This window comes from bacterium, assembly GCA_030654305.1.
Lineage (GTDB): Bacteria > Krumholzibacteriota > Krumholzibacteriia > LZORAL124-64-63 > LZORAL124-64-63 > PNOJ01.
This window is the reverse complement of sequence record JAURXS010000418.1, coordinates 1-10,913: the sequence shown is the minus strand read 5'-3', so window position 1 is coordinate 10,913 and position 10,913 is coordinate 1. Positions and strand designations below refer to the sequence as shown.

The 10,913-nt window shown below is 71.3% G+C and carries 10 protein-coding genes; 8 read left to right on the top strand and 2 right to left on the bottom strand.

Annotation, left to right across the window (positions count from 1 at the left end; translation table 11 throughout):
- Positions 1-238: 238 nt before the first annotated feature.
- Complete coding sequence (locus Q7W29_12180; protein MDO9172574.1) at positions 239-622, bottom strand: NFACT RNA binding domain-containing protein; 384 nt, start codon at positions 620-622, stop codon at positions 239-241.
- A 215-nt stretch (positions 623-837) separates the two neighbouring features.
- Here Q7W29_12180 and Q7W29_12175 point away from each other — a divergent pair, with 215 nt between their 5' ends.
- The 8 genes from Q7W29_12175 to Q7W29_12140 all read left to right on the top strand — a co-directional run bounded on the left by Q7W29_12175 (position 838) and on the right by Q7W29_12140 (position 10,263).
- The gene (locus Q7W29_12175) at positions 838-1,797 is read left to right on the top strand and encodes an ATP-binding cassette domain-containing protein (GenBank protein ID MDO9172573.1); all 960 of its coding nucleotides are present in this window, start codon (positions 838-840) and stop codon (positions 1,795-1,797) included.
- Entirely contained in the window at positions 1,790-2,515 is a 726-nt protein-coding gene (locus tag Q7W29_12170) for an ABC-2 transporter permease (protein ID MDO9172572.1), read from the top strand. The genes Q7W29_12175 and Q7W29_12170 overlap by 8 nt, the downstream gene beginning before the upstream one ends.
- Positions 2,515-4,230: a GldG family protein gene (locus Q7W29_12165; protein MDO9172571.1), complete on the top strand. Its 1,716-nt coding sequence runs from the start codon at positions 2,515-2,517 to the stop codon at positions 4,228-4,230. Before Q7W29_12170 ends, Q7W29_12165 begins: the two co-directional genes overlap by 1 nt.
- Complete coding sequence (locus Q7W29_12160) at positions 4,227-5,255, top strand: DUF4340 domain-containing protein (GenBank protein ID MDO9172570.1); 1,029 nt, start codon at positions 4,227-4,229, stop codon at positions 5,253-5,255. The genes Q7W29_12165 and Q7W29_12160 overlap by 4 nt, the downstream gene beginning before the upstream one ends.
- 93 nt (positions 5,256-5,348) lie before the next feature.
- Positions 5,349-6,761 (top strand): amidohydrolase family protein, encoded by a 1,413-nt coding sequence (locus Q7W29_12155; protein ID MDO9172569.1) that lies wholly within the window; start codon positions 5,349-5,351, stop codon positions 6,759-6,761.
- A gap of 64 nt (positions 6,762-6,825) precedes the next feature.
- Positions 6,826-8,037, top strand: a complete 1,212-nt coding sequence (locus Q7W29_12150; protein MDO9172568.1) for a YgeY family selenium metabolism-linked hydrolase — start codon at positions 6,826-6,828, stop codon at positions 8,035-8,037.
- Complete coding sequence (locus tag Q7W29_12145; GenBank protein ID MDO9172567.1) at positions 8,034-9,011, top strand: ornithine carbamoyltransferase; 978 nt, start codon at positions 8,034-8,036, stop codon at positions 9,009-9,011. Before Q7W29_12150 ends, Q7W29_12145 begins: the two co-directional genes overlap by 4 nt.
- Positions 9,012-9,027: 16 nt before the next feature.
- Entirely contained in the window at positions 9,028-10,263 is a 1,236-nt protein-coding gene (locus Q7W29_12140) for a pyridoxal-phosphate dependent enzyme (GenBank protein MDO9172566.1), read from the top strand.
- Here the strand turns inward: Q7W29_12140 and Q7W29_12135 are convergent.
- On the bottom strand, positions 10,220-10,913 hold a 694-nt coding region (locus Q7W29_12135), incomplete at its 5' end, for a hypothetical protein (protein ID MDO9172565.1). The genes Q7W29_12140 and Q7W29_12135 overlap by 44 nt on opposite strands.

The window sequence follows — 10,913 nt, the reverse complement described above, 5'->3', positions numbered from 1 at the left end:
TGGCCGCCGGAGGCGTCCGCCAACCAGAGGTCGTCCTCGTAGGTGAAGACGAGGTGCTCGGCGCTGATGTCCGGGTTGCGCATGAGCTGCGACGCGCTCGTGGCGGCAGCGGACGCGCACGGGGGCGCAGCGGCCGCCAGTACGGCCGCGAGGGTAAGAATGGCCAGTCGTTTCAAGGGATTCGCCTCCTGGGAAACTGCAGGTGTCGGACCGGGGATCGCTCGCAGGCGCACAGACGTCAGCCGGGTATCCCCGGCTTGACCAGGAACGTCTTTTCCTTACGGATCTGGACCGTGCCCGGTTTCGCTCCGGGCGGTTTCGTCACGAAACGGGCCTGGGTCCCGGAGACCGCCACCAGCTTGGCCTCGCGCACCTTGCTGTGCCAGGCGGCGACCGCGGCGGCGGCCTCGAGCACCTCGCGCGGCGGCTCCTCCCCCGCCGGCACCTGCAGCACGACGTGGCTGCTCGGGCGGCCCTTCACGTGGAACCACCAGTCGTTGGGCTTGGCGATCTTCAGGCTGAGGCGGTCGTTGTCGGCGTCGGTGCGGCCGGCCAGCACGACCCAGCCGCCGGGCAGTTCGTAGCGCCACAGGGCGGGTTCCGGGGGGCGGCGGTCGGTCATGTCGTCCCTCGACGCTGGACGTGGGGAGGGGGCCGGAAGCCGCCATCTTACCCCCGAAGGCGCCGCGCGGCCCGTAATAACTGGAACCGTCCCCCCTGTTTCGTGTAGATTGGCGCCGATCGTCCGGCGGCGCCGCCCCATCCGGCGGCGCCCGTCCCGTCGTGACGCGCGCCGGGCGCTATCCAAGCCAACCCTTCGATGGAGGACTCTGAGCGATGATCGAGGTACGTGACGTCACGAAGCGGTTCGGAGCCACCGTCGCCCTCGACGGCGTCTCGTTCCGCCTCGACCAGGGCGAGATCCTCGGCTTCCTGGGGCCCAACGGGGCCGGCAAGAGCACCGCCATGAAGATCGTCACCACGTTCCTGGCCCCCGACGGGGGCACGGTCAGCGTGGACGGCATCGACGTGCTCCGCAACCCCCTGGAAGTCCGCAGCCGCATCGGCTACCTGCCGGAGAACCACCCGCTCTACGTGGACATGATGGTCCACGAGTACCTGCAGTTCGTCGGCCGGGCCCGCGGCCTCGCCGGCGACGAGCTGCGGCAGCGGCTGGAGTGGGTCGTGGAGGCCTGCGGCCTCGGCAGCGTCTTCCGCAAGCCGATCAACGAGCTGTCGAAGGGCTTCCGGCAGCGCACCGGCCTGGCGCAGGCGCTGATCCACGATCCCGAGGTGCTGATCCTCGACGAGCCCACCAGCGGCCTGGATCCCCTGCAGATCATCGGCATCCGCGAGCTGATCCAGGGCCTCGCCCGCAGCAAGACGATCATCTTCAGCACGCACATCCTGCAGGAAGTGTCCCCGGTCACCGACCGCGTCGTGATCATCAACGGCGGGCGGATCGTCGCCGACGGGCGCATCGGCGAGTTGGAGCGGGCGGCCATGGGTCGCAACCGCATCTTCGTCGCCTACCGCGCCCCGGCCGCCGAGGCCGAGGCGGCCCTGCGCGACCTGGGCGGGCTGCACGAGGTGCGGCCGGTCGCCGGGCGCGACGGCGCGGCCCGCTTCGAGGTGCGCGCCGACTTCGGGCAGGACGTGCTGGCGCCCCTGGGCCGGCTGGGCCAGTCGCGCGGCTGGGACCTGCTGGAGCTGCAGGAGTCGCCGTTCAGCCTCGAGGACACCTTCATCGCCCTGACGCGACAGGGCACGGCCTCCCGGGAGGTGAGCCATGTCTAACGCCGGCGTGATCTTCCGCCGCGAGTTCGCGGCCTACTTCAACAGCCCGATCGCCTACATCTTCATCATCGTGTTCCTGGTGCTCAACTGCGGGCTGTTCATGACGCCGTTCTTCCTGGCCCAGCTCGCGGACATGCGCGACTTCTTCGGGAACCTGCCCCTGTTCCTGATCTTCTTCATCCCCGCGGTGTCCATGCGGCTGTGGGCCGAGGACAAGCGCAGCGGCACCTTCGAGCTGTTGATGACGCTGCCCATGAAGTCCAGCGAGGTCATGCTCGGCAAGTACTTCGCGGCGATGGCCTTCTACGTGGTGGCGCTGCTCGGCACGCTGCCGATCCCGATCATGCTGGCGATGCTGGGCAACCCCGACCTGGGCGCCGTGTTCGGCGGCTACCTGGGCGCGCTGCTGCTGGGCGGCCTGTACATGGCCGTGGGCATCTTCACCAGCGGCCTGCTGCGCGACCAGATCTCCGCCTTCATCCTGGGCATGCTGGCCTGTTTCGCCCTGTTCCTGGTCGGGGTGCCGGCCGTCTCGGCCACCATCGACGGCTGGATCGGCGGCTTCGGCTCGTTCCTGCAGAACGCGTTCGGGCTGATGCCCCACTACCAGGCGCTGCAGCGCGGCGTGCTGGAGCTGGGCGACCTCGCCTACTTCCTGGGCCTCACGGCCGTGTTCCTGGTCCTGAACGCCGTCTGGCTGGAAGGGAGGAAGTACTGATGAGCACCAAGCGCCGGAACTTCCGCGTGACCTTCGCCGTGACCGCCCTGCTGCTGCTGGCGGTGTCGGTGCTGCTGACCGACGTGCTGGGCGGCTTCGGCGGCGCGCGCGTCGACCTGACCAGCGAGCGCCTGTACACCATGGCGCCGGCCGCCAAGGACATCCTCAAGGGCCTGAAGGCGCCCGTGCAGGTGAAGCTCTACATCACCGGTGCGGCGTCGATGCCGACCGAGCTGAAGACCCTCGAGCGCGACGTCACCGACAAGCTGCGCGACTACGCGCAGGCGTCCGACGGCATGATCCAGTACAGCATCCACGACCCGCAGGACGACGAGGACCTGCAGGGCAAACTGGCCGAGCGGGGCATCCAGCCGTTCCAGGTCCAGTCGATCGAGAAGGACGAGATCGGCGTCAAGCTGATCTGGAGCGCCATGACCGTGGCCTACAAGGACCGGCCCGAGGAGGTCCTGCCGCAGGTCCTGCCGCAGTCGCTGGCCACCTTCGAGTACGACCTGATCTCCCGCGTCTACCGCCTGACCCGCGACCGCGACCCCAAGGTGGCGCTGGTCGCGCCGCTGCAGGAGATCGACCCGCAGGTCGCCATGCAGTACCTGCAGCGCGGCATGCAGCCGCCCGAGCCGACGGACGTCTACACCTCGATCGCCCAGTACCTCCAGCAGGAGCACTACCAGGTCGAGCGCGTGTCGCTGACGGCCGACTCGCGCATCCCCGCCGACGCCGACGCGCTGCTGGTGCTGAACCCCTCGGGCTTCGACGAGCGGCAGGCCTTCGAGATCAACCGCGCCATCAGCAACGGCGTCAACGCGCTGATCGCCGTGCAGCTGCACACCTACGGCTACCAGCCGGGCATGCGCGGCGGCTTCACGATCAGCGGCGCCAGCCAGACCAGCGGCCTGGAGTCGGTGCTCGGCGCCTTCGGCGTGACCGTCGACACGCGTCACCTGCTGGACGCCAGCCACGAGACCCTGGCCGTGCCCCGCACCCAGAACATCGGCGGCATGCGCTTCCAGACCAGCGAGCCGGTGCGCCTGCCGGTGCAGGTCAAGGTCACCGAGACGCAGATGAACCAGGACTCGCCCCTGAGCAACCGCATCGCGAGCCTGCTCTACCTGTGGGGCAGCGCCCTGGACCTGGACGCCGCGACGATGAGCGCCAACGGCCTGACCTCGACGGTGCTGTTCACCGGCAGCGAGCGCGCCTGGCGCGCGCCGTTCACCGAGGGCCTGCTGCCCGGCAGCCTGTTCGCTCCCGAGGGCAAGCAGATCGAACCGCGGCTGCCGCTGGCGGTGCTGCTCGAGGGCAGCTTCCCCGACGCCTTCGCGGGGCGCCCGACCCCGGCCTGGCCCGCCATGGCGACCGACGGCGCGGTCGCGCCGCCGGCGGCCGACGCGGCGACCCCGCTGCGCGCCGGGAAGGCCCGCGTCGCGGTCGTCGGCTGCGCCAAGATGTTCGACGACATGGGGCTGCAGGCCGGCCAGAACGCCCTGCTGCTGCTCAACGCCGTCGACGCGCTGACCCACGGCGAGGACATGATCTCGATCCGCTCGAAGGCCCTGACCCAGCGCGTGATCCGGCCGGTCGACGACGGCGAGAAGCTCTTCTACCGCCTGTTCGCCGCCGTGCTGGTGCCCGTCGCCCTGGCGGCCTTCGGCCTGCTGCGCGCCGCGAAGCGCCGCAAGGAGGCGGCGCGATGACCCGCAACCGCCCCCTGACGATCCTGGCTCTGGCGGCGGCGCTGCTGCTGGTCGTCAGCGTCGCGCAGCGCGTGCTGCACCGGCGGGCCGTGACGTCGCCCGCCACCGCCACCGTGGTGGCGGCGGACTTCGACCCGGCCGACGTCAACCGCGTCACCGTCGGCGCCGGAGCCGACACCGCGACGGTCGTGATCGAGCGGCTGGGCGGGGGCTGGGTCACCCGCACCGCCTGGGACCATCCCGCCGACCCGCGCAAGATCCAGGAGCTGCTGGCCGCCATGGACAGCCTGCAGGGCGATTTCCGCTCCGACGAGGCGGCGATCCTGGACGACTACGGCCTGGGCCCGCGCTCGACCCCCGTGGAGGTGACCCTGTTCGGCAAGGACTGGCAGCCGGTGTGCGCGCTGCTGCTGGGCAAGCGGGCCGACGACGGCGCGGGCGTCTTCGTGCGCGCGCCGGGCAGCAACGCGGTCTACCTGGCGAGGACCGAGGTGCGCGGCAAGCTCGGCCTGTGGTCGCCGGAATCCAGGCCCGAATCGCGCCACTTCCTGGACCTGTCGGTGTTCAAGACCGACGCCGCCGGCATCCGCAAGATCGCCCTGCACCAGGGGGACAAGACCCTGGTGATGGAAAAAGTCCTGACGGCCGCCGGACCCGGCGACGGCGCCGCGCCGCCGCCCCAGGACTGGGAATGGACGCTGACCGCGCCCTCGCGCCGCGGCCTGGCCAAGACGAAGGTCGATGGCGTGATGAACGCGCTGGCCGCCGTCCAGGCCGCCGACGTCGCCGATCCCGGGGTCGGCATGGACCGCTACGGGCTGTGGAAGGCCGAGCGACGCGTCGAGGTGACGCTGGCGGACGGATCGACCTTCGAGCTGCGCGTCGGCGACGCGCGGCCGGCGACGGGCGGCGCCCAGGAGGGCCGCTACTGCATGACGTCGCTCGACCGGAAGATCTGGGTGATCCGCGACTTCAAGATCGAGCAGATCTTCAAGAAGCTCGAGGACCTGCTGCCGGACGCCTGATCCCGGAGCCGACGGCCCCGCCGCGCTCGGCGCCGCGGAACGCCCGGGAGGCCCTCTCCCGGGCGTTTTTCCTTGCAGATTCAGGAGCCGGGGATGATCCTGAACCGGTTCCCGATCGTCTCGCCCGACGCGCCCCGCACCGGAGGCCAGGACTTGAAGCAGACCGCGAAAAGCGCCCCCGGGGTGCTGCTGACCAACGCGAACGTGCTGGACTACCTGCCGCCGCAGATGAACGCGGCGCCCGACCCGCGCGTCGAACTCGCCGACCTGCGCATCCAGGGCGGCCGCATCGTCGAGCGCGGGCGCGGGCTCCCCCCCCGGGCCGGCGAGGAAGTGCGCGACCTGGACGGCCGCACCATCATGCCGGGCCTGATCAACGCCCACCACCACCTCTACTCCACGCTGGCGCCGGGCATGCCGCCGCCGGCCAACACCCCGCGCAGCTTCCAGGACGTGCTGACGGAGATCTGGTGGAAGCTGGACCGCGCGCTGGATCCCGAGGCCATCCGCATGAGCGCGGTGTCGGGGTCCTGGGACGCGCTGCGCTGCGGCGCGACCCTGATCTTCGACCACCACAGCAGCCTGACCTCCGTCGGCGGCTCGCTCGACCTGGTGGAGCAGGGGATGCGCGACGCCGGCGTGCGCGGCTGCCTCTGCTACGAGGTGACCGACCGCGGCGGTCCCGGCAGCCGCGACACCTGCCTGGAGGAGACCCGCCGCTACCTGCAGAAGACCGCTGCGGCCGGCGAGGGCGTTCCTTGGTTCAAGGGCCTGGTCGGCGCGCACGCCGGCTTCACGCTGGAGGACGGCACCCTCGACAGCCTGGCAGAGATCTGCACGGAGTTCGACACCGGCGTGCACATCCACCTGGCCGAGGGCTCGACCGACCGCGAGATCTGCAAGGACCGCGGCTGGCCCGACCCCCTGGAGCGGTTGGACCGTCACGGCCTCGTGCGCCCCCGCAGCCTGCTGGCCCACGGCGTGGACCTCACGCCGCTGGACCTGCAGACGATCGAGGAGAAGGGCGCCTGGCTGGTGCACAACGGCCGCTCGAACATGAACAACGGCGTCGGCCGCGCGCCGGTCGACCGCTTCCCGCCGCGCAGCTGCCTGGGCACCGACGGCCTGGACGGCAACATGTTCGGCGAGCTGCGCACGACGTTCTACCGCGGCAACGAGACCGGCCGCGGCCCGCTGGGCTTCCACGGCGCCGAGCGCTTCTGGATCGGCGGCTACCAGCTCGCCCGCGAGATCTTCGGCGAGCCCTTCGGCTCGCTGGACGCCGGCGCCCCCGCCGATTTCCTGATCGGCTGCGAGGACCAGAAGCAGCCGCTGCACCAGGGCAACTGGCTCGGCCTGCTGCTGTTCGGCATGCAGCCCCGCCTGATCCAGGAAGTCTGGGTCGACGGCGCGCCGCGCTACCGCCGCGGCGATCCGGCGCCCTACGACGGCAAGGCCTGCCGCGCCGCCGCCAAACGCATCTGGGACCGCATGGCCAACCTTTGATCCGCGATCCCGGCCGGTCGCCCGCGCGTCGGGCGCGCCCGGCCGGGGCGTGTCCGGAGCCGCGATGACACAGCTGGACCTCCACGCCGCCGCCCGCGCCCTCGAGGCGCCCATGATCGCCTTCCTGCGCGACATCGTCGCCATCCCCAGCCTCTCGGGGCAGGAGGAGCGGGTCGTGCGCCGCGTCGCCGCCGAGATGGAGCGCGTCGGTTTCGACGAGGTGCGCATCGACGGTCTCGGCAACGTGCTCGGGCGCATCGGCGACGGGCCGCGCGTGGTGGCCTTCGACGCCCACCTCGACACCGTCGACGTCAGCGACCCCGCGCAGTGGCGCTGCGACCCCTTCCAGGGCAAGCTGGAGGACGGCCGCGTCTACGGACGCGGTGCGGTCGACCAGAAGGCCGGCATGGCCGGCATGGTCTACGCCGGCAAGCTGATGAAGGACCTCGGCCTGCTCGAGGGCTGTCAGGTGTGGATGGTCGGCTCGGTCATGGAAGAGGACTGCGACGGCCTCTGCTGGCACTACATCCTGCAGGAGCAGGTGCTGCGGCCGGAGGTCGTCGTCTCGACCGAGCCCACCGGCCTGACCCTGACCCGCGGCCAGCGCGGCCGCATGGAGATCCGGGTCACCTCGCACGGCGTGTCGTGTCACGGCTCGGCGCCGGAGCGCGGCGTGAACGCCGTCTACAAACTGGCCCCCGCCTGCGCGGCGATCGAGGCGCTGAACGAGCGGCTCGGCACGGACGACTTCCTGGGCAAGGGCACCTGCACCGTCAGCATGTTCCAGAGCCTGTCGCCCAGCCTTTGCGCGGTGCCCGACAAGGCCGAGCTGCACATCGACCGCCGCCTGACCGCGGGCGAGACGCGCGAGGGGGCGCTGCGCGAGGTGCGCGAGGCCCTGGCCGCGGCCGGCGTCGAGGCCGAAACGCGGCTGCTGACCTACGAGGTCCCCGCCTGGACCGGCCTGGTCTACCCCATGGAGAAGTACTACCCGACGTGGCTGATGCCGCAGGACCACCCGGCGGTGCGCGCCGGCGTGGCGGCGCACGCGGGCGTGTTCGGCGCGCCGCCCGAGGTGTCGCGCTGGACCTTCAGCACCAACGGCGTGGCCATCAACGGCCTGCACGGGGTGCCCTGCATCGGCTTCGGGCCGGGCCAGGAGGCCCTGGCCCACGCCCCCAACGAGTACGTCCCGGTGGACGACGTCGTGCGGGCCTGCGCCTTCTACACGGCTTTTCCGCAATCCTTCCTGAACAGCGACCGAGGTGCGACATGAGCAAGATCCTGCAGGGCAAGCATTTCATCGACACCGAGGACTGGGCCGACGACGAGCTGGAACTGATGCTCGCGACCGCCGGCGACCTCAAGCGCAAGTTCTACCGCGACGAGCCGCACGCGCTGCTGCGCGACCGCACCCTGTTCGCGCTGTTCTTCGAGCAGAGCACGCGCACCCGCAACTCCATGGAAGCGGGCATGACGCAGCTCGGCGGCCACTGCCACGTGCTGACCCCGGACAAGCTCCAGCTGAGCCACGGCGAGACGGTGATGGACACCGCGCGCGTGCTGGGCCGCATGGGCCACGGCATCGCCATCCGCAACTGCGACTTCGGCGTGGGCAACAAGTTCATGCGCCAGATCGCGGGGATCTCGCGCGTGCCGCTGATCAACCTGCAGTGCGACGTCTACCACCCCTGCCAGGCCGCGGCCGACATCATGACCGTGCGCGAGAAGTTCCGCGGCGAGACGCGGGGCCGCAAGATCGTGGTCAGCTGGACCTACGCCCCCAGCTACGTGCGCCCGATCTCGGTGCCCCAGTCCGAGATCCTGATCATGACGCGCATGGGCCTGGACGTGACGCTGGCCCACCCGCCCGAGTTCAAGCTGATGCCGGACATCCTCGATCGCGCCCGCGCGAACGCGAAGCGCAGCGGCGGCAAGTTCGAGATGGTCGACGACATGGACGCGGGCTTCGAGGGCGCCCACGTGGTCTACCCCAAGAGCTGGGGCTGCCTGGTGCACGAGCCCGACCGCGCGGCCGCCGTGCAGCACATCGAGAAGTACCCCGGCTGGATCTGCGACGAGCGCCGCATGAAGCTGGCCGCGCCCGACGCGATCTACATGCACCCGCTGCCGGCCACGCGCGGCCAGGAGGTCACCGACGCGGTGATCGACGGCCCGCAGTCCGTGGTCTGGGACCAGGCCGAGAACCGCCTGCACACGGCCAAGGCCATCATGGCCCTCACCATGTAGAAGCCGGGGGCGCGCGATGCAGCTGCCGCGGGTCGGGACCAATCCGCACTGGACGGGGTACGCCTGCGGGCTGTGCGGCAAGGCGCACCCGACGGACCACCGCGGCTTCGTCTGCGTTGACTGCGGCGACGAGGGTATCCTCGACGCGACCTACGACCACGCGGCGATCCGCGACGGCCTGCCCGACGGCGACCCGTTCCCGGCGCGGGGCCGTCCCGACCTCTGGCGCTACGCCGCCCTGCTGCCGCTGCGGCCGGAGGCGCCCCACGCCTGCTGGTCGCTCGGCGACACACCGCTGCACGCCCCGCACCGCCTGCGCGAGCACCTCGGCCTCCCCCACCTGCTGCTGAAGGACGACACCGCGCTGCCCTCTGCCAGCCTGAAGGACCGCGCCACGGCCATGGCGATGGCCGACTGCGCCCGCCTGGGCGTCTCGCACGTGGCCGCCGCCTCGACGGGCAACGCCGCCGCCAGCCTCGCGGTGCTGGCGGCACGCGCGGGCGTGCGCACGACCATCTTCGTGCCGGCCGCCGCGCCCCGGGCCAAGCTGGCGCAGCTCGAGCTGCACGGCGCCGAGGTCCGCCGCATCGACGGCACCTACGACGAGGCCTTCGACCTGTCCGTCCGGGAGACGCGGGAGCACGGCTGGTACTCCCGCAACTGCGCCTACAACCCGCTGCTGGTCGAGGGCAAGAAGACCTGCGCCCTGGAGATCGCCCACGCCCTGGATTTCCGGGCGCCCGACGCGGTGTTCGTGCCGACGGGCGACGGCTGCATCGTGTCGTCGACTGCCAAGGCCTTCGTCGAGCTGGCGGAGGTCGGACGGCTGGACCGGGTGCCGGCCGTGTTCGGGGTGCAGGCGGCGGGCGCCGCGCCCCTGTTCGCCGCCTGGCGGGAAGCCGGGGCGCGGGCCGCCGCGTTCGCGCCGCGCGAGGTGCTGGCGGCCGTCGCGCCGGTCACGCCCGCGACCATCGCCGACTCGATCAGCGTGGGCGTGCCCCGCAACCGGCTGAAGGCTTGGAAATACGTCGCGCGCACCGGCGGCGGTTTCCTCGCCGTCGAGGACGAGGCGATCCGCGAGGCCATCCGCCTGCTGGCCCGCCTCGCCGGCGTCTGGGCCGAGCCTTCGGGAGCGGCCGGCTTCGCCGGCCTGATGCAGGCCCGCGCGCAGGGGCTGATCGGGCCGCACGACAAGGTCGTGGCGCTGGTCACCGGGCACGGGTTGAAGGATCCGCTGGCGGGCGTCTCCTAGCCCGGGTCAGGGCCACCCCCAAGATCACCGCGACGATCGACAGCGCGACCCCGAAAACGACGGGCCACGGCGCGCCGCGGGCTCTCCGCCCAAACGGCGCGTCGAAGCGTGAATTGGGCCGGAAATACGCCTCCTGACGCCGGTAGTCGAGGATGGTGTTGAACCGCGCCAGCACCTCCATGCACAGCACGCCGCCGGGCGGCGCCTGGTTGACGGCTGAGGGCAGCTCCATATGGACCGGCACGTTTGGCAGGGAGAACCCCGCGATCACGAGTTCCGGCACCAGCACGACCTCGTTGCGGATCACCGCGCTGCCCACCCCGCGCGAGGCGCTCTTGCCGAGCACCCGCATCGCGCCGGGAAGACCGTGGGCCGCCGAAAAGGCCTGGTTGACGATCATGGTCCCCGTACCGGCGGTGTCCAGGATGAACAATCCGCCCTCCCTCTTCTCCCCATCGACCAGGACGGCCTCCACCGCCGTGAGCGGGCCCACGTACGGCATCGCGGTCCTCGCATATCCGGTCGACTTCGCGGGCAACTCGTCGTGGACGATCATGATCATGCGGTCGTAATCGAGTTCGACCACCTTGCCCAGGAAAAGCGGCCAGCCGACGATCCCGTCGGCCCGGTCGGCCTGCCTCTCCACCGCG

What these genes read in the sequence shown, in the direction of transcription:
- Q7W29_12180 (MDO9172574.1), bottom strand. Translation starts at nt 622, where the DNA reads ATGACCGACCGCCGCCCCCCGGAACCCGCCCTGTGGCGCTACGAACTG.
- Q7W29_12140 (MDO9172566.1), top strand. Translation starts at nt 9,028, where the DNA reads ATGCAGCTGCCGCGGGTCGGGACCAATCCGCACTGGACGGGGTACGCC.
- Q7W29_12150 (MDO9172568.1), top strand. Translation starts at nt 6,826, where the DNA reads ATGACACAGCTGGACCTCCACGCCGCCGCCCGCGCCCTCGAGGCGCCC.
- Q7W29_12165 (MDO9172571.1), top strand. Translation starts at nt 2,515, where the DNA reads ATGAGCACCAAGCGCCGGAACTTCCGCGTGACCTTCGCCGTGACCGCC.
- Q7W29_12170 (MDO9172572.1), top strand. Translation starts at nt 1,790, where the DNA reads ATGTCTAACGCCGGCGTGATCTTCCGCCGCGAGTTCGCGGCCTACTTC.
- Q7W29_12175 (MDO9172573.1), top strand. Translation starts at nt 838, where the DNA reads ATGATCGAGGTACGTGACGTCACGAAGCGGTTCGGAGCCACCGTCGCC.
- Q7W29_12145 (MDO9172567.1), top strand. Translation starts at nt 8,034, where the DNA reads ATGAGCAAGATCCTGCAGGGCAAGCATTTCATCGACACCGAGGACTGG.
- Q7W29_12160 (MDO9172570.1), top strand. Translation starts at nt 4,227, where the DNA reads ATGACCCGCAACCGCCCCCTGACGATCCTGGCTCTGGCGGCGGCGCTG.
- Q7W29_12155 (MDO9172569.1), top strand. Translation starts at nt 5,349, where the DNA reads ATGATCCTGAACCGGTTCCCGATCGTCTCGCCCGACGCGCCCCGCACC.